18 protein-coding genes are annotated in these 26,369 nt (G+C 67.7%); 7 read left to right on the forward strand and 11 right to left on the reverse strand.

Annotation, left to right across the window (positions count from 1 at the left end):
* The first annotated feature begins 108 nt into the window (after positions 1–108).
* From H6717_35800 to H6717_35810, 3 genes are all read left to right on the forward strand, one after another.
* A complete protein-coding gene (locus H6717_35800) occupies positions 109–1,827 on the forward strand; it encodes a hypothetical protein (GenBank protein MCB9582456.1) in 1,719 nt (572 codons plus the stop codon).
* 84 nt (positions 1,828–1,911) lie between these two features.
* Positions 1,912–2,478 carry an RNA polymerase sigma factor gene (locus H6717_35805; protein ID MCB9582457.1) on the forward strand — a complete coding sequence of 189 codons (567 nt, stop codon included), beginning with the start codon at positions 1,912–1,914 and terminating at the stop codon, positions 2,476–2,478.
* Positions 2,475–3,308: a DUF1109 family protein gene (locus H6717_35810; protein MCB9582458.1), complete on the forward strand. Its 834-nt coding sequence runs from the start codon at positions 2,475–2,477 to the stop codon at positions 3,306–3,308. Before H6717_35805 ends, H6717_35810 begins: the two co-directional genes overlap by 4 nt.
* Here the strand turns inward: H6717_35810 and H6717_35815 are convergent.
* The 11 genes from H6717_35815 to H6717_35865 form a co-directional block, all read right to left on the reverse strand.
* Positions 3,208–4,524, reverse strand: a complete 1,317-nt coding sequence (locus H6717_35815; GenBank protein ID MCB9582459.1) for a hypothetical protein — start codon at positions 4,522–4,524, stop codon at positions 3,208–3,210. The genes H6717_35810 and H6717_35815 overlap by 101 nt on opposite strands.
* A 1-nt stretch (position 4,525) precedes the next feature.
* Positions 4,526–5,419, reverse strand: a complete 894-nt coding sequence (locus H6717_35820; protein ID MCB9582460.1) for a hypothetical protein — start codon at positions 5,417–5,419, stop codon at positions 4,526–4,528.
* 2 nt (positions 5,420–5,421) lie between these two features.
* Positions 5,422–6,654 carry a glutamate dehydrogenase gene (locus tag H6717_35825; protein MCB9582461.1) on the reverse strand — a complete coding sequence of 411 codons (1,233 nt, stop codon included), beginning with the start codon at positions 6,652–6,654 and terminating at the stop codon, positions 5,422–5,424.
* A gap of 48 nt (positions 6,655–6,702) precedes the next feature.
* Positions 6,703–7,938: a GAF domain-containing protein gene (locus tag H6717_35830; protein MCB9582462.1), complete on the reverse strand. Its 1,236-nt coding sequence runs from the start codon at positions 7,936–7,938 to the stop codon at positions 6,703–6,705.
* A gap of 80 nt (positions 7,939–8,018) precedes the next feature.
* Positions 8,019–9,554: a tetratricopeptide repeat protein gene (locus tag H6717_35835; protein MCB9582463.1), complete on the reverse strand. Its 1,536-nt coding sequence runs from the start codon at positions 9,552–9,554 to the stop codon at positions 8,019–8,021.
* 27 nt (positions 9,555–9,581) lie between these two features.
* Positions 9,582–11,057, reverse strand: coding sequence for an ABC-F family ATP-binding cassette domain-containing protein (locus H6717_35840; protein ID MCB9582464.1), 1,476 nt, complete (start codon positions 11,055–11,057; stop codon positions 9,582–9,584).
* A 416-nt stretch (positions 11,058–11,473) separates the two neighbouring features.
* Positions 11,474–12,004 carry a hypothetical protein gene (locus tag H6717_35845; GenBank protein ID MCB9582465.1) on the reverse strand — a complete coding sequence of 177 codons (531 nt, stop codon included), beginning with the start codon at positions 12,002–12,004 and terminating at the stop codon, positions 11,474–11,476.
* A 170-nt stretch (positions 12,005–12,174) separates the two neighbouring features.
* Positions 12,175–13,641, reverse strand: coding sequence for a VWA domain-containing protein (locus H6717_35850; protein ID MCB9582466.1), 1,467 nt, complete (start codon positions 13,639–13,641; stop codon positions 12,175–12,177).
* Between the two features lie 80 nt (positions 13,642–13,721).
* Entirely contained in the window at positions 13,722–15,023 is a 1,302-nt protein-coding gene (locus tag H6717_35855; GenBank protein MCB9582467.1) for a 2-oxoacid:acceptor oxidoreductase family protein, read from the reverse strand.
* Entirely contained in the window at positions 15,020–16,129 is a 1,110-nt protein-coding gene (locus tag H6717_35860; protein ID MCB9582468.1) for a pyruvate flavodoxin/ferredoxin oxidoreductase, read from the reverse strand. The genes H6717_35855 and H6717_35860 overlap by 4 nt, the downstream gene beginning before the upstream one ends.
* A 76-nt stretch (positions 16,130–16,205) precedes the next feature.
* On the reverse strand, positions 16,206–19,160 hold the full coding sequence (locus H6717_35865; GenBank protein ID MCB9582469.1) for a protein kinase: 2,955 nt from the start codon (positions 19,158–19,160) through the stop codon (positions 16,206–16,208).
* A gap of 385 nt (positions 19,161–19,545) precedes the next feature.
* Here H6717_35865 and H6717_35870 point away from each other — a divergent pair, with 385 nt between their 5' ends.
* The 4 genes from H6717_35870 (at position 19,546) to H6717_35885 (ending at position 26,369) form a co-directional block, all read left to right on the forward strand.
* The gene (locus H6717_35870; GenBank protein ID MCB9582470.1) at positions 19,546–20,175 is read left to right on the forward strand and encodes a hypothetical protein; all 630 of its coding nucleotides are present in this window, start codon (positions 19,546–19,548) and stop codon (positions 20,173–20,175) included.
* Positions 20,172–23,009, forward strand: a complete 2,838-nt coding sequence (locus H6717_35875) for a hypothetical protein (protein MCB9582471.1) — start codon at positions 20,172–20,174, stop codon at positions 23,007–23,009. Before H6717_35870 ends, H6717_35875 begins: the two co-directional genes overlap by 4 nt.
* A 74-nt stretch (positions 23,010–23,083) precedes the next feature.
* Entirely contained in the window at positions 23,084–23,284 is a 201-nt protein-coding gene (locus H6717_35880; GenBank protein MCB9582472.1) for a hypothetical protein, read from the forward strand.
* 130 nt (positions 23,285–23,414) lie between these two features.
* Entirely contained in the window at positions 23,415–26,369 is a 2,955-nt protein-coding gene (locus H6717_35885; protein MCB9582473.1) for a hypothetical protein, read from the forward strand.

Consider the following 26,369-nt stretch of genomic DNA (forward strand, 5'->3'; position numbering starts at 1 on the left):
TTCCCTTGGGCTCGATGGCGTTGGCCACCGGCCACCGGGCCTGGAGCGCGCCCTCAAGCATTGGCGCGCCGTGCCGGTAGTGGGGGGAAGACGTCGGGAGGAATGTACATGCGCGCACGAATTGGGTTCATCACCGCTCTGTCCACTGGCTTGATCCTGTCTTGTTCGGCAGCGGAGCCGGACGCTCCGGAAGGTACGGGGCAAAGCGAGCAGGCCATCGTCGGTAGCTGCACGGTGGATACCTTCGGGCTGCCGTGTGACCCGGATGGACCTTTGGGCGTGAAGCTCGAGTGCGAGGGTGTGTGCACCATCAGTGGGGCGACCGCGGAGCCGGCCTGCGTGGCGCTGTCTGCTGCAGGCGTGACGGCCATGAACGGCGCGGCGTGCGGGACGCTGGGTGGCGTGGGCGATGGAGCGTGCGCGCACCGCTGCTATCAGGGCGCGTGCATCAATCTGGTGGCACCCGCCGGGGCGGCGTGTCGGCCGGGCTTCGGCAACAACACCTGCGATGGCGCGTGTGACGGCGCGGGCAAGTGCTCGCCGGTGGGCGGCAGTGCCTGCAACTACGGTCAAGACAGCTGCAAGTTCCTGGCCTGCGATCCGGTGAAGGTCACTTCTTGTGCGACGCGCTCCCTGCCGGCGGGCACGGGATGCGACGACGGCAACGAGTGCACCATCACCGACACCTGCTCTGCCGCCGGCGCCTGCCTGCCGGGTAAGGCGAAGGTGTGCAACGACAACAATCCGTGCACGGACGACGTGTGCAACCCTGCGGATGGCGCCTGCATCGGCAATCCGAACACGGCGTCGTGCAGCGACGGCAACGCTTGCACCAGCGGCGACGTCTGCGGCGGTGGCGTGTGCCACCCGGGGGGCGCCATCAGCTGTGACGACAACAACCTGTGCACTGCGGACAGCTGCAACGCCGTCACCGGCTGCGCCCACACGGCGATCAACTGTAACGACAACAACGCGTGCACGGCAGACGCGTGCAACGGCGCCAACGGGCAGTGCACGCACACGGCGATCAACTGCAACGACAACAACCTGTGCACCACGGACAGCTGTTCCGCCGCGACGGGCTGCGCTCACGCTGCCGTGAGCTGCGACGATAACGATCCGTGCACCGCCGACAGCTGCGCTCCTACGACGGGCTGCGCCCACGCGCCGATCAGCGGCTGCGGCACTGGCGGAACTGGCGGAACTGGCGGCACGGGAGCGACCGGCGGAACTGGCGGCACTGGCGGAACTGGCGGCACGGGAGCGACTGGCGGAACTGGCGGCACTGGCGGAACTGGCGGCACTGGCGGCACTGGCGGAACTGGCGGCACGGGCGGCACGGGCGGCACGGGAGCGACCGGCGGCACTGGCGGCGCGGCGGGCAGCGGAACGGGCGGAACGGGAGCGACCGGCGGCACGGGCGGCGCGGCGGGCAGCGGAACTGGCGGCGCGGCGGGCAGCGGAACTGGCGGCGCGGCGGGCAGCGGAACTGGCGGCGCGGCGGGCAGCGGCACGGGCGGCGCGGCCGGCAGCGGCACGGGCGGTGCGGCAGGCAGCGGCACGGGCGGTGCGGCAGGCGGCGGAACTGGCGGCGCGGCAGGCAGCGGAACTGGCGGCGCGGCCGGAGCCGGCGCGGCGAGCAGCGGTGGCGTCGGCGGCAGCATCGACGTCGATGCCGGCGACGACGCGGGCGTCGCGAGCTTCACGCCCAAGGACAGCAGCAGCGGCTGCGGCTGTCGCGTTCCCGAACGCGCGCCGTCGAGCCCCGCGGGGCTGCTCGTCGCGCTGCTGGCAGCCGTGGGCGTGATGCGACGACGCCGCGACTGACGCCACGGCCACGAGGTTCCGCGCCGGACCGACAAAAAACGCGGTCCGGCACGGTGCGGCAAACCTGTGTAGGATAGCCGCGCAATGCGGAGCGACGAGGAGCTGATGGCCGCCTACATGGCGGGCGACACCTCCGCGTTTCACGAGCTCTTTCGTCGCTATGCGCCCATCTTGCAGCGGGTCTTGGCGCGCGGACTGAACGGAAGGGAGGAGTCCGACGACCTGGTGCAGCAGACGTTCTTGCACCTGCACCGCGCGCGGAACGACTTCAAGCCGGGGGCGCGCGTGCGGCCCTGGCTGTTCACCATCGCCCTGAACCTGAAGCGGGAGCACTTCCGCCGCGTCAAGCGGCGCCCGGAGGCTCCGCTGGAGCTGGACGGTCGCCTCGATCCTTCGGTGGGTCCCCAGGGCCACGCTCGCTCCGACGCGGCGAGCACCTTGAAGGCCGCGCTGCAGCAGATCCCGCCGGACCAGGCGGAGGTCATCGCGCTGCACTGGCTCGACGGCCTCAGCTTCCCCGAAGTGGCGGAGGTGGTGGGCGCCACCCTGAGCGCCGTAAAGGTGCGGGCTCACAGGGGGTATGCGGCCATGCGGGCGTATCTCGATCGTGACGTCGGTAACCCCGGCTCCAAGTCCGGCATAGAACCATGACGGAAGTGTTCGACTGCAAAGATCTTCGCGACGCGCTCATGAAGGGCGCCTCCCTGGACGATCCCCGTCTGAGGGCCCACGTGCGTGAGTGCGAGGGATGCGCGGAGCTCATGGCGGAGGACGCTTCCTTGGGCCACGCCCTGGCGGCGGTGCCCGCCATGCCGGAAATGGATCTCTCCGGCATGTTGGCAGGGCTGGACGACGCCCTGGGCCGCGAGGAGTCCAAGCTCGCGTGGTTGCGCAATCGCTCCACCACCGCGCGGATTGCGGCCGTGGTGGGTGTAGGTGTGCTGCTCGTGCTGGTGGGTGGCGCCGCGAAGATCCGGCCGGACATCTCGGCCTACCCGCTGCCACGCTTGATCTTGACGGTGGTGGTGTACCTCTCGTTGGTGGGGCTCGCAGCGGTGATCGCCTTTCGCCCGCTGTACCAAAAGCCCGTGCCCCGCGGGGTGCTGTACGCCTTGATCGGCGTGGCGGCGCTGTTGCCCTTCGTGGTGGCGTCGATGCCTCAAGCTCACGCCCACATCGCCGGCACTCCCCTGGGCAATGGCGCGGACTTCATTCCCCGTGCGTTCGCCTGTTTCCGCTATGGCGTGGCGCTATCGCTGCCGGTGCTGGTGCTCGCCGCGCTGGCGGATCGCGGCGCCTTCCGCATTGGCGTGTGGCCGGTGCTATTGGGCGCGGCGGCGGGTTTGATCGGAACCGTGGCGCTCGAGCTCCACTGTCCCATCACCGAGCCGATCCACCTGCTCCTCGGCCACGCCTCCATCGCGATGTTCGTGGGGATCCTGGCTCTGGCGGTGCGCGTCGTTCGGAAGCAGAAGGCCTGAGCACGAGCACGTGCTCCCGGCGCGGCTTGTCGCGAAACGCCCTCTGACTCGGTCCGTGGAAATGCGGCCGCGGCTGGGCGCCGGCGGCGACCACGGAGAGGCCCGCGGCCGGGGCGAGCTGCGACACGATTTCGTCCGCCCACACGGCGCGGCCCGCCAGCGTGGAGTCCGCGATCACCAGAGCGATGGCGCCCTTGGGGGCGAGGCTCTTGGACAGCGCCCGGAGCACGTCGCCGAAGTCCTTTCGCCACTGGTCGAGGGCGTGCTCGAAGGAGAGCTTGCCTAGTGCGCGGCGGGAGCCGATTTCGGCGCGGTCCATCTGCTTGGCGTCCAGGCGCAGCCAACGGAGGCGCATCTCGTGATGCGCCAGGTAGTCGTACACTCCGGGGTACGGCGGCGAGCTGACCACGAGGTCGAACTTGCCCACCCCTCGTAGGCGCCGAGCGTCTCCCGGCATGGCCTTGGCAGGGGGCGCGTCCGGAGGCAGCAGGGCCTCGTACTCCGACGCGCGCTTCACCAGCTCTTCGGTCTTCTTGCGGAACAGCTTGATGGTGTAGCCCGCCGCCAAACGCCGCGACTGACGCTGCTCGCTGCTGTCTCCGCTCTTGCGGCTCACCTTGGTGAGCAACGCCGAGAGCACCAAGCCCAGCATCCGCCGCGCCACGGTATCGCCGAGCTGGTCGATGCCGTCCGCCAGACCGTCGAGCTCGAGCAGCACGTGGATGTCGAACAGCTCGCGATCTCGCGGCGGATAGCGCCGCGTGGGCCCGGCCTTCTTCAGGCGTCGATCTTCGGCGTGTTCGGTCACGTGGGCCGCCGCTTCCAACAGGCGCGCGCCAGCGCCCTCTGGCAGACCCAGCGTCTTCAGCCAGGCGAGCTCGATGGCCAGGGGGTTCGAGTCCACGCCGCGTGCCGCGCGCCCCAGCCGCCGCGCTTCCACCAGCACGGTCCCGCTGCCGCAGAAGGGATCGAGCACCACGTCCCCGGGCTTGCTGAGGCCTTCGATGAGTCGGGCCGCCGTGACGGGATGGAGGCGCGCCGGGTAGCTGTGAAAGCCGTGGACGTGCGCCATGGTCGCGCTCTCGTCGGCGCTCACGCCGAGGGCGTGCTCGATGACGCTGCGGGCCTGCTCGTCGCTGCCCGTGAGCGTGATGCGGCCGCCCACGTGACTGAGCGCGCGCCGCTCCCGGCGTGGGGTCGAAGTCTTGTTCTGCATCTCAATCGAGGCGACGAAGCGACGCCCATGGAAACGGTTTCCAGAAGGGCGTTACCACGTCGGCTCCGGGGCGCAGCGTAAACCAGGGGCTGCCGTTCGCCGAGCGGAGGACGTGCACGCTCTGGGCGGGCATGAAGCTCTGCGCCAAGAGCGCCAGCATCTGGTCGCCCTTTTTCGCGAGATCCACCACCAACACCGTGTGTCCCGGGTTGCCGGGGAGAATGAAGAAGTCCCCAGGGCGAACGGCATCCACGGCCTTGGCCTGCTTCTCCAGACTCACGGTGTTGGCCCAGGCGAACACCGAGTCGAGGTACTTGCGGTACGCCGCGTGATCCGTGGCGGCCTTGCCGCTGGGCTCCCAGCTCAGCTTCGCGCCGTGGGGGACCAGCCGTTCGCCTCGGGCGTAGCGGGCGAAGGGCAGCGGCAGTCCGGCGGCGGCGCGGTAGCTGGCGTCCCGCTCACCGCGGGACCATTTCCACTCCGCGTGCAGGCGCATGACCGCGTCCGCGCATTGCTGCAGATCCGCTTGGCCCACGTCGATGTCCACCACGCCGGCGATGCGCCGGTCCGACGCGGGATGCAGCACCGAGCCCGCGTAGGTGCGCACCGGGGTGTCCGGGGGCGAGAGCGGCAAGCCGCGCAGCCAGTAGCCGAAGCTCTCTTGCTTCAGGGCAACGCGGGTGTAGCCCGCTGGCGGCGCGAAGCGCGCCTCCAGCGGTTCGGCGCTCTCGCTTCCGAGCCACGGATACGCCGCGCGGTTCAGCTTGGGTTGGTTCTGCTTCGCCACCGGCGGCGCAGCAGGGGCCGGCGCCACCACGGGCTCCGGCTGGACGGGATGCGCGGGCTCCTCCTTGCACGACGGGAGCAGCAACAAGAAGAGGAGCGCCCGCCGCATTCTCAGCCGAGGCCGCGCAGATCCGTCGCTTCCTTGACCCGCAGCGCGGCGACCACGAAGGCCGCGGAGCGCATGGAGCACTTGTACTCCGCGCGCGTCTTTTCGATGGCGCGATGCGCCGCCACCATGTGCTTCTCCAGCTCCGAGTTCACGGTTTCTTCCGCCCAGCGGAACTTCTGCGTGTTCTGCGTCCACTCGAAGTAGGACACGGTGACGCCGCCGGCATTGGCGTAGATGTCCGGAATGCAGGTGATGCCACGTTCGTTGAAGATCTCGTCCGCCGCCACGGTGGTGGGGCCGTTGGCGGCTTCCAGCACCCACTTCGCCGTCACCTGCCGGGCGTTGTCCTCGGTCAGCACGTGGCCGAGGGCGGCGGGTACCAGTACGTCGCAATCGCTGATCAAGAGGTCGTCGTTCGAGATCGGCTTGGAGCCGGGGGCGTCCACCACGCTGCCGGTCTTGGCCACGTGCTCGAGCACTTTGGGGATGTCGAGCCCGTCCCCGTTCTCGATGCCACCACGCACGTCGCTCACGGCCGTGATGCGCGCGCCCTGCTCGTGGGCCAGCCTGGCGAACCAGCTGCCCACGTTGCCGAAGCCCTGCACCGCGAAGCGCGTGCCTTCGAGCTTCTTGCCCTGGGTGGCCAGCACCTCGCGGATGGCGAACAGGCAGCCCCGTCCGGTCGCGGCGCCACGCCCGTAGCTGCCATGGAGCTCTACCGGTTTGCCGGTGACGACGCCCGGCGAGAAGCCGAAGCGACGGCTGTATTGATCGAAGATCCACGCCATCACTGCCGCGTTGGTGTTCATGTCCGGCGCGGGAATGTCCTGGTCCGGTCCGATGAGCTCACCGATCTGATCGATGAAGCGGCGCGTGAGGCGTTCGAGCTCCCGGCGGCTCAGCTGGTGCGGATCCACCTGGATCCCTCCCTTGGCGCCGCCAAAGGGGATGTTGATGACGGCGGTCTTCCAGGTCATCAAGCTCGCCAGCGAACGGACCTCGTCCAGCTCCACGTCCGGGTGATAGCGAAGACCGCCCTTGTACGGGCCACGGGAGTTGTCGTGCTGAATGCGGTAGCCGATGAAGTTGCCGATGTTGCCATCGTCCATCTCGATGGCGATCTCGACGCGCAGCTCGCGCGAAGGTGTGAGCAGCAGCGTCTTGTACCGTGGGCTCAGCTTCAGGAGATCGAAGCCCTGCTGCAGGTAGTGATTGGTGGTTTCCGCTGCGCCCATGCCCATGGTGGAGCTCCCTCGTGTTCGGATGTTCTCGTTCAGCCTACACTACTCGACCCGCGGTAATGCAACGACGAAGCTGGACCCGGCGTCGACCTCAGAGGTGACCTGCACCTCCCCGCCCAGCTGACGCACGATGGCATACACGCTGGCGAGGCCCAATCCCGTGCCTTCCGGCTTGGTGGAGAAGTAGGGCTCGAACACGCGTGCCAATGTTTCTTCATCCATTCCATGGCCGTCGTCGGTCACTTCCAGCACCACGAAGCCGGCAGGCAGCTCTTCGTCGGGGCGTGGATCGCGTAGGGATACGCGAACGTGCCCGCCGGTAGCCAGCGCGTCCCGCGCGTTGGTGCACAGGTTCAAGAGCACTCGCTCGAGGGCGGTTTCGTCCCCCATTACGTGCGTGGGCATGGTGACGACCGAGAGCTCGCCGCCGACTTCTGCCATCAGCGTTCTGAGCATCGGTTCGAGTCGGGTGACCACGTCGGAGAGGCTCACCTTCACGTGTGGAGCGTCCTCGCTCCGCGAAAGCTCCAACAACTGGCGCGTGAGGTGCGTGCCGAGACCCACCGTCTCCAAGAGCTCCTTGCCATGCTCGGCTGCACGGGCGTCGGTGCTCTTGGTCACGGCTTGGCCCAAGGCGGACACGGTGGAGAGCACGTTGTTGAAGTCGTGGGCGATGGCCCGCGCGAAACGCTCCAGCGCGTCCATCTTCCGGTTCTCGAGCTCGCGTTCCTTCTGGTCCTGATGCCGCGCCTCCGCTTCCAGTCGATCCGCTTGCTCGAACACCAGAGCCACGATGTCCGCCACGGAGCTCGCGAAGTCGATCTCCGTCTGGGTCCACCGGCGCTCCGAGCCCACGTGCTCGTGACACACGACGCCGACCACCGAGCCGTCCCGAATGATGGGTGCGTCCAGCATGGCCGTGATGCCGTGACGCAGGAGGTAGTCGCCAGCCAGCTCGGCCGTGGCCGAGTTGGTCATCGCGTCGTCGGCAACGATGGCGCGGACCGAGCGCAATGCCTGGAAGTACGTGGGGAAGCGGCTGGCAAACAGTCGTTCCCCCGCGGAGTGCTTGCCGCTCGAGAGGGTGAACATCAACGCGCACTCCAAGATGTCTTCGGCGGAGAACAACCAGATCCCCACCCGCTCCACGTTCAAGCTGCGCGCGCTGATCTCCGTGGCGCGCTGCGCGCCCACTTCTCGGGCGGTGTTGCCGGCCAGGCGAAGTCGCGCCAAGCGCAGCCGCGCGCTCTCGTATCCGGCGCGTCGAATGATGGTCACGTGGTGAGCGTAAGACGGACTCGGGGCGCCGTCACCGCATCCGCGCTCGGGCGCCAAAGCGCTGTAAGTCCCAGCGGTTCTCAGCCGCCGATCACGAATCCGACCGTGGGGTCGAGCCGAAGGCCCTTGGGGGAACGCTCCAAGCGCTTGCCGATGCCCAACCTACGCAAGCGGGAGATCATCACGTTGAGGCGGTTGGTCCGTGACGTGGGGCGCATCCGCTCGCCCGGCCACAGCGCTTGGCAAACTGCATCGATGGTGACCCAACCACCCGGATTGCGCTGACGCTCCTCGAACACGAGGCTGAGCAACGTGCGCACCTTGTGCCCGCCGGGCAGCTCGAAACGCGCGTCCTCGGTTTCGATCCAGGAGAAGTCCGGCGCGATCAACACCGTTGGAGTCGTGTGACTCGTCCCGCTGGGAGCCGTCTGCTCGAACAGGCTGAGCGCCTGCCGGTATCCCTCGCAGGTTTCCACCATGGGGCGGCCGTCTGGCCCCGTGCGTGACCGCGCGGCCTCCAACAGCACCTCCGGCGGGGTCGCGTTGGGCCCCCTCAACTGCGCCATTTGACCGCGGCGCAGGTCCACGATGGCCACCGTCGTGGGCTCGCTGCAAAGGCCGCGATCGATCCGCGCTGCGAGCCCCAGGGCTCGGTCGGCCTGGCCATCGAGCTGGCACGCCAAGGCTTGTCCGGAGAGGGCCAAGGTCACGCCGCGCCAGTACTCGATGGCCACGAACCCGTCATGCGCTCGCTCGAACATGCTGGCCGCTTCGCCAAAGTGTCCCTCGGCCATGTTGCAGTTGGCTTCCCACATGTCGGTGAGGGCGACCATCAGCTCGTTCTCCAAGCGCCGATACAGGTCGCGCGCCTGGCGGAGGCACTCGTGCGCCTCGGGGTAGCGTTCCAGGCTGCCCAGCGTGCGTCCCAAGATCATCCGCCGGTAGGCGAACAGGTGCTCGAAGCGCTCATGACTCTGGGCGTCCACGGCCTCAACGGTGCGAATGGCGTCGTCGTAGCGGCCGAGCTCCAGATAGAACATCGCAATGCTGGTCCGCGACACCACCACGCCATAGAGGTTGTCGGCGGCTTCGTACAAGCGCTGCGCCTGAAGCGCCGTGCGCAGCGCGTCGTGCATGTATCCCGCCTGGTTGCGCACCGTGGTCTCCGACCACAACAGGTCCGCCCGAAGCTTGGGGTCCTCCACCTCGTAGGCTTCCAGCTTGGCGTTTCCGCCCAGCTGAACGCGGTTGGCGTTGGCGTGTGCTCGAGCCAAGAGGGCCAGCTCTCCGAGCCCTGCTTCCTCTGCGATTTCCGCCGCATGCTCGAAGCTGTCGACCGCTTCGGCGATGTCCCCTCGCATGTACCGCACGCGCGCGCGCAAGAGCCACACGCGCGCCAGGAGCTCCCCGTCCTCCACTTGCTCCAGCGCCTGCTCCAACAAGCGTTCGATTTCGTCGGTCTGCGCCAAGTAGTCGACGCCTTCGTCGAACAGCTGCAGCTCGAGCCGCAGGGCGCGCTCCCAGGTCGCTTGCGCCATGCAGACGTCCGTCTCGTGCAAGCCGCTGCACCAGGCGGCCTGGGCCGCTTCGCACGAGAGGGATGGTCGACGCTGCATGGGCGAGAAGGGATGGTAGCGTCAGTCTCAGCTCAGCTGCCACTGCACGTCGGTACACTTCTCGGCGAACGCCTCGTCGTGCGTCACCAAGAGCAGTGCTCCCGGATAGCCGGCCAGGGCTGCTTCCAGTCGCTCGATGCTCGGCAGGTCCAAGTGATTCGTGGGTTCGTCCAACGCCAAGAGCCAGGCGTGGCTGCCCAGACCCAAGGCAATGGCGAGCTTGCGCGCTTCCCCGGGGGAAGGAGCCTCGCTCGCCAACAGGCGTCCGGGATCCGAGCCCAGAGCGGCCACCACGGAAAGCACTCGACCACGCTCCCCGGGCGGCAGCGCTCGTAGCTTCGAAAGCCACGCGTGCTCCTGCGCACGGCTCGCATCCTGCGGCAGATACAGCACGCGTTCCGCCGGTAGCGAGGCCTCGCGCAGCAGCGCGCGGAGCAACGTCGTCTTGCCGCTGCCGTTGTTCCCTGCGATGCGAATGCGCGCGCCTCGAGGGACCTCGCGGTGCACGTTGGAGAGCAGCACGCGCCCACCCACCGACAGCGAGTCTGCGTCCAGACGGCACACGAAACGCCGAGGACATCCCTCGTAGCCCACGAACACGGAGGCTCCGAGCTCTCGCTCCACGGTCGAGCCCTCCAAGTCTTCTTTTGTTTGTTCGGCGCGGTACCGCCGCGTCGCCACACTGCGCGAAAGTCGCGCTTCGGCCTTCTGTGCCCGGTACTTTCGCCCTGCCTCGCGGCCATCGGCGTCTTGCGCATTCTTCATCCGCGATCGCGACGAGAGACTGCGCGCCGCCTGCTCTCGCACGCGGCGCGCGGCGTCGAGCTGACGCGCGCGTCTCTTCTGCTCGCTCTTCAGTCGATCGCGTTCCGCCTCGCGGCGTGCGCGGTCCGCTCGCCATTCCGCCCGCGCCGCGGAGTAGCCGCCGCTCCACGTCTCGGCACGGCCCGAAATCAGCCGCACCGTCACGGTGGTCAGGGCGTCGAGCAACTCGCGGTCGTGGGACACCAGCACGCCCACGCCGCGGAAGCGGGTGAGGGCCTGGCGCAGCGCTTCGCGCGCCGATGCGTCCAGGTGATTCGTGGGCTCGTCGAGCAGCAGCACGGCCGGCTCGCTCCACAGCGCAGCGCCAATCTGCCAGCGCTTGCGCTCACCGGGAGACAGCGTGCTCCAGCGCTCGAGCTGCGCCGGCGAGAGGCTCAGCTCACCGAACAGACGCCGCGCGGCGCCATCCTCGGCCCGAGCCAGAGCTCGTACGCGGTCGTCGGCTTCCTCCACGCGCTGCCGGCAAAGCACTACCCGCGCGGACGCGGGCTCGCGCTTCACGCGCCCGGCGTCCGGCGCGAGCACGCCGGCGAGCAGCTCGAGCAGCGTGGTCTTTCCCGCGCCGTTCTCGCCGGTGAGCCCGGTCCAGCCTTCGAAGAAGCTCGAGCTCACGTCTTCGAATACCGGGGCAGCGTTCGAATGCGCGAACGACAGCCCCATGACTTCCACACTTGCCATGCATGCCTCCTGACCAGCGGCAGTTGCCGCCATCTGCGAACGGGGTTCGGGGTCAGGAAGAGCAGGTCATGATGCGCGATGCCCTCGCACCGCAGCCGTAGAGTGCCACGATAGTCGGCGATTGCAAGGGCAGGCGCAGCCGGTCGCCCTACGCGTTGGCAGCTGGCAACGGAGCCTCGGCGGTCACGGCGGTGAGTCGTGGCCAGGGCGTGCCGGACTGGACGGAGACGAACGACGCCATCGTGGGCCACGATCGGGATGGCCTCGTCGACGACCGTGGCTGCTCGACGACCCTGGCTATTGCCTCGTGCCGGCGGGACCAAGTGCGCCCTACTGTAGCGACGGCTACGAGGTCCGCTTCACGGGCTACGACACGCCCAAGGACGGAGCGTGGTTGGCGTTGGCGTGCCGGTGACTCAGAACCACTTCCACGGCCTGACGGTGCGACCCCAGTCGATCTCGTCCGGGTCCAACGTCCAGGTCTCTTTGGCGTAGTCCACCGCGGCCTCCGGGGTGGACGCGATCGCGTCCCCCACGGCCCATCCGGCGGCCGCTATTCCACCCAGAATGCGCGAGCCAGTCTTGTCTTCGACCCAGTGACCGGCGGACATGGCCTGCTCGTGGTCGACATAGTTCTCGTACAGGTTCGTGCCGATCCGAATGCCCACGAGGCCGGAGCCGACCACCGCCGCCGGCGCGCCCAGCACACGACCGTAGCGCAAGAGCGTCGTGGAACGGGCCAGGGCGCCGCCCAGCTCGAGCGCTCCACCCGTGAAGCCGCTGCCGTTGAGCGCTGCGCCGAACCAGTTGCCGTTCTCGATGTCGTCGTGGAAGTCGGACAGCGACTGCCCGAGGCCGCCGATGTTGGTGTAGAGGCCGAAGGCGCGCTTCACCCCGCGATAGGTGGTGCTGTTGCGGAACTTGCCGAGATCACGCTCGCGAGCCACCCCGCCAGCCGGCGTGTCGAGCGGCGCTCCGTCCCGGACTTGTCGCGCCTTGGCCTTCTGCGCCCGCCGACCCGCGCCGGCGGTTGCAGTGCGCAGGGACGCGCGTCGGTAAGTGACGGAGTGCGCCGATCGGACCGCGCGGTTTCCGCGGCGGACCGACAATCTGATCGTTACAAGCGGAAGGGATCCGCGGCAGCTTGGTTGTTGCGCACCTCGACCGCTCCGGCGCGCTTGCCGCCCGGCGCGCTGGGCTTGGGCGCGGACTTCAAACGAGTCTGGGCCTTGCGCAGCACCTCCGCTTGCTTGTCCACGGTGGTGTTGACCTTGGCACGCTCATCTGCGGGTGCGGCCGCGGCGAGCTCGCCCTTGCTCTTCTCGATTTGGTCGAGCTTGCTCTGGAGGCGACGCGACGCGCGATCCAAGTCGCCGTCTTTGATCAGCTGGTTCACCTGGGTGAGGGTGTTGGCGGTGTCGGTGTTGCCGAGGCGCGTGGCCACCAGCGGATCCAGCCGGCTCACCTCGGCGGCGTCCTTCACCAGCGTGAGCCCGAGGTCCCCGCGGGCATGCTCCTGACGACCGTCCGCGGTGGACCAATTGAGGGAAAGCTCGGCCAGCGGACGTTCCCCGGTGGCGCCGCGAGGCAGCTTTACCCGCACCAGCACGGTCTTTTCCTCGTCTTTGGCCAGGGAACCCAGGGGCACGATCAGGCGATCCCCCACCCGGCGCGAAGCGCGATCGATCACCTGCACGGCCTCCACGCCGGGAGCCAGGGCGAGCTCCACCTCGACGTCCTTGGCCACCGTGGATTTGAGCGACGCGAGCTCTTCGTCGAAGGCGCGGGCCACGTCCGAGGCGTTCTCTGCGAAGTGATGCTTGCCGTTGGACTCCAGTGCCAGGGCGGAGAGCACCTGCTCGTTGTAGTCCACGTCCACACCAATGGAGCTGATCGCGCAGTTCATGCCGCGCGCCTGATCCGCCAAGCGCCGGAAGCCGCCCAGATCGCGAATGCCCGCCGTGGCTTCGCCATCCGACAGCAGCAGGATGCGATCCACCATGCCGCTGCGCTGTCGAAGCGCCGCCATGCCGGCGTCGATGCCGCAGGAGATGCAAGTGTCGCCCTGCGCCGTCACCCCCGAGAGCGCGCCATCCGCTCGCGACCGCGACAGTGAATCTATGGTGGTGGGCGGCAGCACCGTGTCGGTTTGCGTGTTGTAGGTGATGACACTGACCACGTCGCCGTCGCGCAGGCGATGGATCATGCCACGTGCCGCTGATAGCGCGTTCTCCAGACGCCGGCCCTTCATGGAGCCGGAGCGATCCAGCACGATGGCGAGATTGAGGGGCGCGGGCGTGGAAGCTGCAACGTCGGAGGCGCGCACGTTGGCGAGCACGAAGGTCTCGCCCGGGCTGTCCGCCAAGAGCTTTGCGTGGCCCACGCGACCTTCGAGGTCGAGGGTTCCGTCTTGCTCGAACTGCGTGAGCGCCGAAGCCGGCGGGTCGTCGACCAGAAGCGGGCTGCTCCCGAGCTCCCCCGTGGGGGCCACCGGCTTGGACCGTGGATTGGTGAGCGACCACACGCTCACGCTCGTCAGCAACATCCCCACCGCCGAAAGCACCGCCACGCTCTTGACCTTCATCCTCGCCTCCGTGAGAGCATTCGTTTTACGCACGAGCCCCCGGATGGATTTGGTCAAGCTGTAAGTGTTGGAAACTGCTTTTATTTTGTTTGTTGGTCCAACGCGGCTCCGGCCCGCAGCGTCGCCGCCGCGGCCCCCGCGTGGCGGGCGCTGACGATCTGGGCGGCGGCTTCGAGGGCCGTGGGGTCGAGCAGCCGGGTGCGCGCGACGAACGCGCCGATGGCGCCCAGGGCGGCGCTGGTGGCGCCGAGCTCCTTGCGCAGCGGCAAGCGTCGCGCGTGCTTTGGGAGCGTCAGGGTGTCGTCGCCGACCACGAGGGCGTCCGGGCGGCTGACGTCGACCTTGGCCAGGCCATCGGAGGAGACCACGAGGATGGCGTCGGGTCGATCCGTGCCGGTGTACAGGATGGGCTCGGGGCTGAGCTTCACCTCGGACACCGAGAAGCCGCTGCCGACGGTCACCGGGTAGTCGTTCTTCTGGATGCAGTGCAAGCCGGAAAGCACCGCCGCCTGCGCCAAGATGGCGGCCGCGCTCTGCACGCGCTCCCCCGCGGTGCCGGCGACGACCACGGCGTAGGGACGATCGAGGGCGTGCGTGAAGGACGTTGCGGGGGTCGGCGCGCCGGGGGTTGCGGACGCGCCGGGGAAGCGCTCGCGGTACAGCGCGTGGTACGGACGGCGATCGTCGCGGCGAATGCGTACCCCGAGCTCGTGACCCTCCGCTTCCGCGCGCTCGCGCAATGCCTTGCCGCTCAGCTTGTTGAGCGGCACGCCGAACCCGGTGCAAAGCTCGAGGATCTCGACCAGGGCGAAACCGTCGTAGGCGATGGCCTCCGCGATCACTTCCGAGAGATCGGCGTCGGTCGCCAATTTTCGCGCGAAGAAGCCCACGTGGCAGCCTTGCAGGAGACGCTCCATGTCGAGCGCCGGGAGCCAGTTGCCGCCACGGGTGGTGGACGTGGAAAAGCCTTCCGGCGTCAGGGCGGAGTGTTGCCCGCCCGTCATGCCGTACAGCATGTTGTTGTGCAAAAGGACGGTGACGTCGACGTTCATCAACGCGGCTTGCGTCAGATGGAGCAGGCCGATGGTGGCGCCGCCGTCGCCAATCATGACGACGTTCTTCAGACGGCCATCGAAGAGGACGCGATCTGCGAGCACCGCGCCGGCGGCGATGGCCGTGCTGCGGCCGTGAATGGTGTGCACGGTGTGTAGCGACGGGAACATCGGATCGACGAGCCCGACGCAGCCGATGTCGCTGGTGAGCGCGACGCGCTCGGGATTGACGTCCAGCGCCGTGAGCGCTTCCGCGAGCTGCTTGACGACCACGCCGTGGCCGCAGCCCCGGCAATAGGGCATCTTGCGGTCGGCCAAGAGCGAGGTCATGACAGCGCCTCCAAGATGGCGTCCGGGCGAATCATGGCGCCCAGGGCGTTCACGCCGCAAAGGGTGACGCCGTCGAGCTCCGCGGCGAGCACGCGGCGATACAGGCCGGACAGGTTCTCTTCCGCGACGACCACTCTTCGAGCGCCGCCCAGGGCGGCGCGGATCTCCTGCGCCGGGATCGGAAACAGCGAGCGCACGCCGACGAAGGTGGCGCGCCGGCCCGCGCGGCGGGCGGACAGCACGGCCTGACGTGCGGCGCGGGCGGTGATGCCGAAGCTCAGCACGGCGACGTCCGCGTCGCCTTCGGCGTCCACGACGAGGTCCGCGATCTCGTGGCGGCGCGCCGTCACTTTCGCCTCCAGGTGGCGCAGCACCTCCAGGGTCTCCGGGTCGTTCTTGCGCAGCAGGCCATCTTTGTTGTGGGCCGAGCCGGTGGTGGTGACCTTCAAGGCTCCGCCCAGGGGCGCGAACGGTGGCACGTCCTCCGGCGCGGTGAAGCTCACCGCGCGGTAACCCTCGGCGTGGGCCGTCGGTCGCTCGGAAACGGCAATCCGCGGCAGCTCGTCGAGGTCCAGCGCCTCGTAGGTCATCGCCACCTCTTTGTCGCTCAGCAGCACCACCGGCGTGCGCAGTCGCTCCGCCCAGTCGAAGGCTCGGAGCGTGAGCTCGTAGCATTCGGCCGCGCTGGACGGCGCCAGCACCGGCACCGTGTAGCCGCCCGAGGTCGCCATCTCGGTGAGCAGCACGTCGCCCTGTGCCCCCTGCGTCGCGCCGCCCGTGCTCGGCCCCAAGCGCTGGACCACCGCGACCACGAGCGGCGTCTCCGTCATCAGCGCGTACTGAAACGCCTCGATCATGAGGGCCCACCCGGGACCGCTGGTGGCGGTCATCGCGCGGGCGCCCCGCTGCGCCGCACCAATGGCGTAACAGATGGCACTGATCTCGTCCGGGGCGCCCACGGCGAGGTCCCCCGACGTCTGCAACCGTTCCGTCATCTCGCGGTAGATCTCGGACGCCGGCGTGATCGGATATCCGCTGAAGAAACGGCAGCCCGCGCGCACCGCCGCTTCCGCGACCATCTGGTTCCCCGAGTACAGGCGCTTCATCGCACCCACTGTCCCACTACCCGGCGGCGTGAAAACCCGGCACGCGCTCCGCCATGACTCCCGTCACGGCGCCGGCCTACAGACTGCCGATCCCGATGATCTTCGGCTGCTGGATCGTCGCGTGCCCCTTGGGCCACAGGATGGACACCGGCGCGGGGGGACCGGGTACCCCGGGCTTCTTGGCGATCCAGATCTTGTAGACGTCTCCGCGGATCAAGGTCGCGCCGAAGCCGCTGGTCGTGTCCAGCTGCTTCGTGACTCGCGTGACCCGCAGCGGATGGGCGTAGGACTTGATGCTGGCGAAGTCTCGCTCGAGAGTGAATCGCTGGACGCTCGGCGCCAAGGCCGTTCCGTCCTCGTTCACGAGCTTCCCGCCTGCGATGCGCAAGAATCGTTTTGCGCATTCCTCCAGGTTCGGGCTCTCACGCAGCACTGCGGCGTACTGCTCCAGCACCAGGCGCACCGGCTTGGGTAGATCGATCACGGCAGCGCTCGGCAGGTCCTCGTGTTCTTGGCGGGGAGCGGTCGCCGTGGCCACTTCCGGCGTGGAAGGCGCCGGAGCTTCGCTGCGGCAGACGAACGTTCCCGTCAGCGCGTCCGCTTGGCGATCGTAGGCGAGGCCCGTGTCGATGATCCGCACGCCAGTGGGCGTGGGCTCTGCGCAGACGACCGCGTAGTCCACCAGCGCGTCGCCCGTCTTCGGGTCGAGGGCCAGCCGGCCCCGCGCGCCCCGGAGGTCGACGTTCTTGCCGGCCTTCAACGCCGCAAAGCCTTTGATCAGGTCGATGGGGCCGACGTCCACGGGCTCTCCCGTGGGCGAAAAGCGGGGGATGCCGCGCGCCAGGGAGCCCTCGGTCCGCGCGGCCGCTGCGCCGTAAGCCGCGAGGTACACGGCGTCGTAGAGCGCCGCATCCGTCGGCGACGGAGCGTCGTGAAACGCGGCGTCGTAGCGCCGCGTGAATGCCGCAGTCACGGCAGCGGTGCTGGGCGCGAGGCCCACGAGGCGATCGGCGAGCGAAGGATGGCGCCGGATCAGGTCCGCCAGCGCCCCCTTGGCATCGAGGGACGCGCCCACGACGTAGAACGGCCGGTGCTTCGCTTTCGCATCCCAGCGATCTTCGAGCGGGGCGACGACCCGTGCCAGCGTGGCGTCGTCGGCATTTGGTATGACGACGATGTGGGGCCGATGGTCGACGAGCTTGGCGATCGCCGCCTCGTCACCGTTGCCCTCGGCACCTGCCGCCGGAAGGGTGACCTTCTGAAAGCCGTCGCGGGCGTCGAAACCGAGCGCTGCCGCCGTCAGCGCCGGGGCGTCGGATTCCTGGGGCACGCACAGGCTCACCTCCAGGGCCTGGCCGCGGAGCTTGGGTTGGAGCTTCGGTTCGGCGAAGTCGGTGACCAGCTTCCGCATGGCACGCGTCCGCGCGTCGTCGTCGGAGCTCTGCCACACCCGTCGCGGCGTACCGACCGGGGTCGCGGACACGCCTGCGTTCATCGCCGCCACGACCAGCACGTCGTTCTCGGCGAGGGGACCGTGCGCGAGACCGAGGGCGCTCTCTCGCGACCCGAACCCGATGATCACCGGCACCCGGAGGGTCTCCATCAGGTGCCGTGCCGCCGCCTTGGGGTCTTCGGCGTCGTTGCATGCCACCACCGCGAGCGGACGTTTGCCGGTGCCGGACGGAACGCCTCCGGCAACCTTCGTGATCTCGCGCACGGCGAGGGAGACGGCGCGGTCGTTCCCCGGGAACATCGTGCCGATCCAGAACGTGTCGTCGCGTCGGAGGACGTCCGGCGTCGCTTCCACGCTGCACTGCGGTGAAGCCAGGGCGACGCACGCGCCGTCCGATCGGCAGCGTGCCGCTGCTCCCAGGCGGTCACTGCAGCCCTTTGCCGTCTCGCACTTTGGTGGCGCCGCCGACGCCACGGGTCGCGGCTCGCTGCGTTGGCGTAGCGCCAAGGCAGACCCAGCGCCCACGAGCGCCACCGCTGCAATGGCGACCAGCCAGGTGCCGCGTCGTTTCGGCGCGCTGCTCACTTCCCCGGCGTCGGCCGCTGGAGCCTTGCGTTCGTGGTCCGCTAGGGGACGCAGCTCGGCTTTCGAGAGTGGCTTCGGCGTGGCCAGCGGTTCGAGCTCGGCAGCCAGCTCGCGGGCGCTGCCGATGCGCTCGTCGCGGTCGCGCCGAAGTCCGGCGTGCACGGTCCGCGCGAGCTCGGCGCTCACCCAAGGCGCGACGTCCCGAATCGGGGTCACGTCCTTGGTGTACAGAGCCACCAGGATCTCCCCGAAGTCCTTGCTGTCGGCCCAAGGCTTCTGGCCGCACAGCGCCGCATGGAGCGAAAGCGCCATGCTCCATAGATCGCTGCGAGCATCCACGGCCTTGGGGTTTTGGACCTGCTCCGGCGACATGTACGCCGGGGTGCCGACCAGCCCTCCGGTTTGCGTCAGCGCCGTGGCTTCGTTCCCCAGCGCCAGATCTTGCTTCACCACGCCGAAGTCGCACAGCTTCACGGTGATGGTGTCGTCGGCGTTCTGGTGAAGGAAGATGTTGCTGGGTTTGATGTCGCGATGCACCAAGCCCAGGTCATGGGCCGCGGCCAAGCCCATGCACGCATCCGCGATGATACGCGCCGCAACGGCGGGCGGCAGTGGTCCGGTCTCTGCCAAGGTCGACCCGAGGTCGCGACCCGAGAGCAGCTCCATGACCATGAAGGGCGGATCGTGCGCCGTGTCGACGGCGAACACGCGCGTCACGTTCTCGCTGTCGATGCGCATGGCACTCCGCGCTTCCCGCGCGAAGCGACTCACCAGCTCTTTGCTGAGCGCTTCGGGGCGCATCACCTTCAGAGCGACCGGAGCTCCGTCCGCGCCGCGAGACTCGAACACGGAGCCCATGCCACCGGAGCCCAGCAACGAGAGCAGCGTGTAGTCGCCGACCTGGTCGCCCACCGCCACGTTGCCTGCCGTAGGACGTGAAGGTCCCGTGCGCACGGTGTCGGCACTCTCGCGCTGCTCGTCTGCCTTCGCCATCCTCGTTCGCCACCAACGCGCCGTGCTCCGCCAGCGTACCGCCGGCGCCGATGGCGAGCAATGCGTGCATCGATGGAGAATCCCCGACGGGCTCGCCGCGCCCAGGGCAATCGTCTGATTTGGATTGTCGTGACGCCGCGGAAACCGCGCGACGACGACGCGCACTTCCGACCGTGCAACGTCGTGACCTCGACGCGCACGGCGCCGCGAGGTTCCGCGCCGCCCCGACAAACCGATCCAGCGACCAGTTCGGTCGCAAGCGGGGAGGTGGTCCGCGTCAAGTGAATGATGCGTATCATGCTCGACGAGCATCGAGCGGCAGTCTGCGATTGTGGCGTCGGCGCTTCGTGTTCCATACTCTCCGGGAAAGCGGGTGGGATACAGAATGGCAAAACGAAGCGTCGAGCTCGTGCTCCTTGCCTCTCTTGTTGCGGGTTGTGGTGGTGGTGACGAGGCGGGAGCGAGTCACGCACCACTGGGACCTCCCGGCGGCATGGTGGACGTGGACGCCAGCACGCTCGCAGCCGGCGCAAGTGGCGGTGCGGGGAACGGTGGTGGCGGCTTTGGTGGTGGCGGCGCCGTGGCTGGATCCGGTATTGGCGGATCCGGCACTGGCGGAGTGGGCGCGGCGGGTGCGAGCGGAGCGTCCGGAACCGGCGGCGGCCAGCCCTATTGCACGGGCGCGGCCACGCCTTGCGGCCAACTGGTTGCCGGCCAGTGTCCGACGGCTCAGGGATGCAAGGTCAAAGGCACTTGTGTCGGCAGCGCCAACTTCTGCTCGAGCCTGCATTCGTCCTACAGCTGCATCTCGCAGCAGGGCTGCGTGTGGAGCTCGTACAACCAGAAGTGCAGCGGCTTTGCCTGGTCGTGCGATCTGTTCTCGTCGTCCACGACCTGCATCAATCAGCTGTACTGTGCCTGGGACCTGGGCTGCGAGGGCACGGCCACCCCCTGCACGGAATTGAGTGAGGCCACGTGCGAGCTGCAACCCGGTTGCCAACTGGTCTACCCATGAGAACCCACGCGCTGGCGGTCCTTTCCCGCGTTCTCGTCGTCTTGGCACTGTTCACGCTGGGGTGTTCGTCGTCGGACCCGCCCACCGAGAACTACCAACCAGGCCCGGGGCAGTTCGGCGAGCCGTGTCAGAAGACGGAGGACTGCGCTTCGGGCGTGTGCGTGAACCTCGGCAACGGACGCGGCGTGTGCTCTCACGCATGCAGTGCGGACGTGGCATGCCCGAGCTCCACCAACTGGGGCTGCCTGAAGGCAGACAACGTCGACGCAATGGTCTGCACCTGCGCTCCCGATTCCGATTCAGAGGTTTGTGGAGACGGCGCGGACAACGACTGTGACGGCTTGGTCGACAATTGCCAGCTGTGTAACGGCAAAGCGATCCCCGAAAACGATCCGGCCAATTGCGGCGAGTGCGGCAACGCCTGCCGGCCGGATCAAATATGCTCCCTGAAAAGCTGCAAGTGCCCCCCAAACGCGGGGTTCGAGTGTGGTGGCAGTTGCGTGGATCTGGATACGGACGGGCAAAACTGCGGCGCTTGCGGCACGGCCTGTCCGGCCGGTCAGACGTGCGAGAAGGGCGCCTGCGTGTGCTCCGACGCCGTGGCGCCGGACTATTGCGACGGTGCCGGGTGCATCGACCTTCAATCCAACGACTCCAACTGTGGTGCCTGCGGTGTCACGTGCCCCTCCGGCACGCACTGCACGGAGGGCGCGTGCGAGTGCGGCGACGCCTTCAAACCGGACTACTGCAGCCCCGCCGGTTGCGTGAACCTGCAAGCGGACCACGCGAACTGCGGCAGCTGCGGCAATGGCTGCAACGCGGACGAGATCTGCAGCAACGGCGCGTGTCAGTGCTACGCCACGGGGTACATCACGTGCGGTGGAAAGTGCGTGAACCCAAATGCAGATCCGGCGAACTGCGGGTCTTGCGGCGCCACCTGCATGGCGGGTCAGAACTGCTCCAACGGCAGCTGCAGCTGCCCTTGGACCAAGCCGGACGCCTGCAGCACGGGCTGCACCACGATCGCGACGGACCCGGACAACTGCGGCGCCTGCGGCAACAAGTGCCCCTCCAATCTCACCTGTGTGGCGGGTGCCTGCTCCTGCGACAAGGACAAGGTCCAGTGCGACAGCGCCTGCGTCAGCTTGCAGTCGGATTCGAACAACTGTGGTGCCTGCGGCAACGTGTGCCCGTCGAATCAATACTGCCTGGTCGGTGCCTGCAAATGCTCGACCTTTGGGCTCACTCCGTGCGGCGCGCAGTGTGTGGACTCCTCGACCGATACCCAGAACTGCGGAAGCTGCGGCAACGTGTGCCCGGGCACCCAGCTCTGCAGCGGCGGTACGTGCAAGTGCCCCACCGGGCAAACCTGGTGCACGGCGTCCGGCGCTTGCGTGGACTTGAAGACGGACGCGCAGAACTGCGGCAGTTGTGCCAACGCCTGCAACCCGGGAGAAGCGTGTAGCAACGGTTACTGCGCTTGTCCCACGTCGGGGGAGAAGTGGTGCGCTTCCACGGGCGTGTGCACGGACATCTCCAACAACTCCAGCCACTGTGGTGCGTGCGACAAGGCGTGCCCTGCCGGGACGCAGTGTCAGAGCTACACCTGCAAGTGCCTGACGGCCGGACAGACCCTGTGCGGCGGCACGGATTGCTACGATCTGCAGAACGATCCCGCTCACTGCGGGTCTTGCAGCAACGCGTGCTCGGGCAATCAGGTGTGTACGGCGGGCAAGTGCGGCTGCCCGGCGCCCATCGTGGGCGCGCCACTGCGGCTCACGACGACTCCAACGGATGCTGCGCGGCCAGCCGCCGCATGGAGCGGCACCCACGTGGGCGTGGTCTACATCGAGAATCCGGCTGGCTCATCACAATGGGGTGACTTGTACTTTGCCCTGCTGAACCCGGACGGGACTCGCGCGAAGAGTCCCGACATCGCGCTCACGACGACGCAATCGGTCCGCGAACAACCCAGCATCGTGTGGACCGGGACGGAGTTCGGGGTGGCGTATCGACGGTCCACCTCCGCGATGTTCCAGCGGTTGGACGCGAACGGAACGCTGCTGGGCGCACCAGCCGACATCAACCTGGCTACGCCAGGGCCGATCTTGCCTTACATCTCGCCACTGGGACTGGCGTGGTCCCCGACATATGGTGGCTACGCGCTGTGCAGCCTCGGCTCGAGTGAAGTGGGGTTTCAGCGGATCGGCGCAACCGGCACGGCACCAGAGGCCGTCAATCACATCAACATCTTGGGCGCGCTGTTCGATGGTAACTGCAAGCTCGCAGTCTCTCCCGTGGGCGAGTGGGGGATCCTCGTGGGCGGCGGTGGCGGGTATGATTTCAAGTTCGTGCCCGTCAATCCCGACGGATCGAAGACCAAGCCCACGACGACCCTCCAAGTGTACACATATGCGACCGAAGTCTCCTTGGTGTACGACGGCGCCGCGTGGCTCTCGGCTTGGCGTTACGAAGGTAGCGGGATCCGCGTGAACCGAGGCGAGACGCTCAACAGCCCATTCACGGCAGTTCCCTTCACCTCCAAGGGCGGCGACCACTACAACGTGAGCACGACGCTTTCTGGCACCGGAGCCGTGGAGCTCGTGTGGACCCAGCCAAACGACATTCGACTGCGTCGTTTCCTCGTGCCCACCTCGTCCACGAGCTTTCTCACGGCTTTGGGCGGAGAGGTTTCGATCCTCGCCACCCCGAACGCCATCGACATGACGGCGGTGCACACGGGGTCGGGATCGATGCTCACGCTGTGGGCCGACAATCGCTGGGGTGCGACGGAGCTGTACGCGGCACCGGTCGACTTCTCGAGTTGCCCCTGACGCGGTTCGGGGCGCGAGCTTCCGCGGCGAACCGGCATGAAAACGGCCAACTCGCGTCCTCCCAGGCCCAGCCCATGGGCGTGGCGACCGACGGCGTGAACGTCTACTGGGTCAATCGCAATGACGGAACGGTGAAGCGCTGCTCAGTTGGGGTCTGCAAGCCTCAGACCCTGGCCACCGGGCAGGGCTACCCGTGGGGCATCACCATCGACGACACCAGCATTTATTGGACCAACCGCAGCAGTGGCACGATCATGAAGATGGTCGTGAAGTAGCGACCACTTCTGTCGCAAGTGGCTTCGTTGCGCTTGTCAAGTGGCGTGACGAGCGTCATGCCCCGCGCAATCCGCTTCTCCCGCGTTGCTGCATGGGCGATACTCTGCACACCAAGCGGGCGGGTACATCATGCGAGAGAGCAGGTTTGCGGGGCGGGCGCTTCAGGCCCTGTTGCTGGCGTTGGCGATGTTCTTGGGAGGTTGCAGCTCCGGGGACGACAACGCTTCGGGATACGTCCCGGGTAGCGGGCAGTTTGGCGAGCCGTGTCAGGAGAGCGAGGACTGCGCGTCCGGCCTCTGCGTGCGCGTGGATGCGAGCCACGGCATCTGCACCCACGGCTGCACCGGGGACGTGAGCTGTCCGACCTCGCCGAACTGGGGCTGTCTGCAAGGCGCCAACTACAACGCGCCGGTGTGTGCCTGTGCTCCTACGGCAGCATCCGAGGTTTGTGGGGACGGCGCGGACAACGACTGCAACGGCCTCATCGACGACTGCCAGTTCTGCAACGGCAAGCCCGTCCCAGCGAACGATCCGCAGAACTGCGGCAGCTGCGGCAATGCGTGCCAAACCGGGCAGATCTGTTCGCAGGGCACCTGCAAGTGCCCGCCGGACGCACCCTTTCAGTGCAACGGCGTGTGCGTGGATCTGGACACCAATCCGGGCCACTGCGGCAGTTGCGGCACGGTATGCCCATCCGGCCAGAGCTGCGACAACGGCGTTTGCTCCTGCGGGGAAGGGGACGCGCAGGACTACTGCCCGGGCGTGGGCTGCGTGGACCTACAGAGCAGCGACGAGAGTTGCGGCACCTGTGGCAACAAGTGCCCCTACGCCACGGTTTGCTTCAAAGGCGAGTGCAAGTGCTACGACACCAGCAAGCCCGATTACTGCTCCACGGGCTGCGTGAACCTGCAGTCCGACAAGGGCAACTGTGGCGCTTGCGGTAACAGCTGCCCCGTGGGCCAGCTGTGCGTGGACGGCAGCTGTGAGTGCAGCCTCACGGGCTACCTTGCCTGTAACGGCACCTGCATCAACCCCAAGGCGGACGCGAACAACTGTGGCAGCTGCGGCAACGCTTGCGCCACGGGTCAGGGCTGCGTCGCCGGCAACTGCACGTGTCCGACGCTGACGCCGAATCTGTGCAACGGCGCCTGCACGAACACGTCCACGGACAAATCCAATTGCGGGGCCTGCGGCACCGTATGTGGTGTGGGATTGTACTGCCTGAACGGCAAGTGCTCGTGTCCGTACACCACGCAGACGTCGTGCAACGGGTCCTGTGTGTATCTGAGCACGGACGAGAACAACTGTGGCTCGTGCGGCAACGTGTGCCCTGCTGGGAAGTATTGCCTCAGCGGCACGTGCTCGTGCTCGAGTGGATACACGGATTGCGGGAACGGCTGCGTCAACACCTCCACGGATGCCAACAACTGTGGCTCGTGCGGCAACGTGTGCCCCGGGAGTCAGACGTGCAGCGGGGGAACGTGCAAGTGCCCCACGGGTCAGGGTTTCTGCGTCGCGACCAACCAATGCAAGACGTTGTCCAGCGATCCGGACAACTGCGGCTCCTGCGGAAACGTCTGCAACTCCGGAGAGAGCTGCGTCAGCGGCGTGTGCAAGTGTCCGACAACGGGGCAAAAGTGGTGCGCGTCCACCGGTACTTGTACCGACACGTTGGCCAATGCCAGCCATTGCGGCGCCTGCGACAACGCCTGCAACCCCGGCGAAATCTGCCAGAACAGCACCTGCAAGTGTGCGAACTACGGCGAGAAGTGGTGCGCGTCCACCGGCACCTGCACCGACACGATCATGAATTCCAGCCACTGCGGGGCGTGTGACAACGCCTGCCCCGCCGGCACTTCGTGCTCGAACTACTCCTGCAAGTGCACCACCGCGGGCCAGACCTTGTGCGGGTCCCAGTGCTTCGATCTGCAGATGGATCCCGCCCACTGCGGAAGCTGCAACATCGCCTGCAGCTCGAAGCAGATCTGTAGCGCCGGCAAGTGCACCTGTGATGCGCCCATCGTGGGAGCAGCAACGCGCTTGACCAACACCGTCACGGACACCGTCATGCCGGCGACGGCGTGGTCCGGTTCCCACGTTGGCGTCGTGTATCAGGAGAACCCTGCCGGCTTCTCCACACAGCCGGCAGATCTGTACTTCGCGCTGCTCAACGCGGACGGCACCCGCGCCAAGACACCAGACGTGGCGCTCACCACGGGGGGCGGCGTGCTGAGTTCTCCGAGCATCGTGTGGACCGGCTCCGAGTTTGGCGTGGTGTGGACCGTGAGCGGCTCGGTGATGTTCCGCAGGATAGGCGCGGACGGCACGCCCGTCGCTGCCGCCGAGAACATCACCACGAACACCGCCGGGACCAAGCTGCCCTACAACGGCACGCCGTCCATCGCTTGGTCGTCGACCTACGGTGGCTACGCCTTGAGCAACCAGGGTTCCAACACCGTCTACTTCCAGCGCATCGGGGCCACCGGTGCCACGCCGGATCCGGTGAACGCGATCACGGCCAGTTGCTCCAGCAGCGGCAAGCCCGCCATGGCCGTGTCGCCCAGCGGAGAGTGGGGCATCCTGGTCGGCGGCTACGGCTACGGTGTGTATCTGATCCTGGTGAATCCCGACGGCTCCAAGACCAAGCCGAACGTGACCATGGATTCCAGCTCCAGTGGGCAGGTGACGGCGCTCTTGTACGACGGAACCACCTGGGTCTCCGCGTGGCACTTCAGCTACAACGGTCTGCGCTTGAATCGCGGCGAGACGGCCAGCCCGAACCTGGTCGTGACCCTGTCTTCCAGCTTGCACCCGCAGATGGCGATCACGCAGTCGAATCCCAACGTGATCAACCTGATCTGGACGCAGCCGAACGACATCCGCATGCGGCGGTTCTTGACGTCGTCCGTAAGCAGCGGCTTCTTGCCGATGGGCAACGAGTTCTCGATCCTGAGCACGCAGAACGCCCTGGAGGTCTCGGCCGTTCAAGCCGGACCGACGGACTTGCTCGTCACCTGGTCCGACACCCGCTGGGGTGCGCCGGAGCTGTACACCTCGGCGCTGAGCCTGGCAGACTGCCCGTGA

This window comes from Polyangiaceae bacterium (genome assembly GCA_020633235.1).
Taxonomy (GTDB): domain Bacteria; phylum Myxococcota_A; class Polyangia; order Polyangiales; family Polyangiaceae; genus JACKEA01.

Bases quoted from the DNA above. Each gene is read 5' to 3' on its own strand.
- H6717_35815 (MCB9582459.1), bottom strand. From the start codon at position 4,524: ATGCAGAACAAGACTTCGACCCCACGCCGGGAGCGGCGCGCGCTCAGT.
- H6717_35825 (MCB9582461.1), bottom strand. From the start codon at position 6,654: ATGGGCGCAGCGGAAACCACCAATCACTACCTGCAGCAGGGCTTCGAT.
- H6717_35800 (MCB9582456.1), top strand. From the start codon at position 109: ATGCGCGCACGAATTGGGTTCATCACCGCTCTGTCCACTGGCTTGATC.
- H6717_35810 (MCB9582458.1), top strand. From the start codon at position 2,475: ATGACGGAAGTGTTCGACTGCAAAGATCTTCGCGACGCGCTCATGAAG.
- H6717_35820 (MCB9582460.1), bottom strand. From the start codon at position 5,419: ATGCGGCGGGCGCTCCTCTTCTTGTTGCTGCTCCCGTCGTGCAAGGAG.
- H6717_35885 (MCB9582473.1), top strand. From the start codon at position 23,415: ATGCGAGAGAGCAGGTTTGCGGGGCGGGCGCTTCAGGCCCTGTTGCTG.
- H6717_35875 (MCB9582471.1), top strand. From the start codon at position 20,172: ATGAGAACCCACGCGCTGGCGGTCCTTTCCCGCGTTCTCGTCGTCTTG.
- H6717_35855 (MCB9582467.1), bottom strand. From the start codon at position 15,023: ATGACCTCGCTCTTGGCCGACCGCAAGATGCCCTATTGCCGGGGCTGC.
- H6717_35835 (MCB9582463.1), bottom strand. From the start codon at position 9,554: ATGCAGCGTCGACCATCCCTCTCGTGCGAAGCGGCCCAGGCCGCCTGG.
- H6717_35840 (MCB9582464.1), bottom strand. From the start codon at position 11,057: ATGGCAAGTGTGGAAGTCATGGGGCTGTCGTTCGCGCATTCGAACGCT.
- H6717_35860 (MCB9582468.1), bottom strand. From the start codon at position 16,129: ATGAAGCGCCTGTACTCGGGGAACCAGATGGTCGCGGAAGCGGCGGTG.
- H6717_35870 (MCB9582470.1), top strand. From the start codon at position 19,546: ATGGCAAAACGAAGCGTCGAGCTCGTGCTCCTTGCCTCTCTTGTTGCG.
- H6717_35880 (MCB9582472.1), top strand. From the start codon at position 23,084: ATGGGCGTGGCGACCGACGGCGTGAACGTCTACTGGGTCAATCGCAAT.
- H6717_35850 (MCB9582466.1), bottom strand. From the start codon at position 13,641: ATGAAGGTCAAGAGCGTGGCGGTGCTTTCGGCGGTGGGGATGTTGCTG.
- H6717_35865 (MCB9582469.1), bottom strand. From the start codon at position 19,160: ATGGCGAAGGCAGACGAGCAGCGCGAGAGTGCCGACACCGTGCGCACG.
- H6717_35805 (MCB9582457.1), top strand. From the start codon at position 1,912: ATGCGGAGCGACGAGGAGCTGATGGCCGCCTACATGGCGGGCGACACC.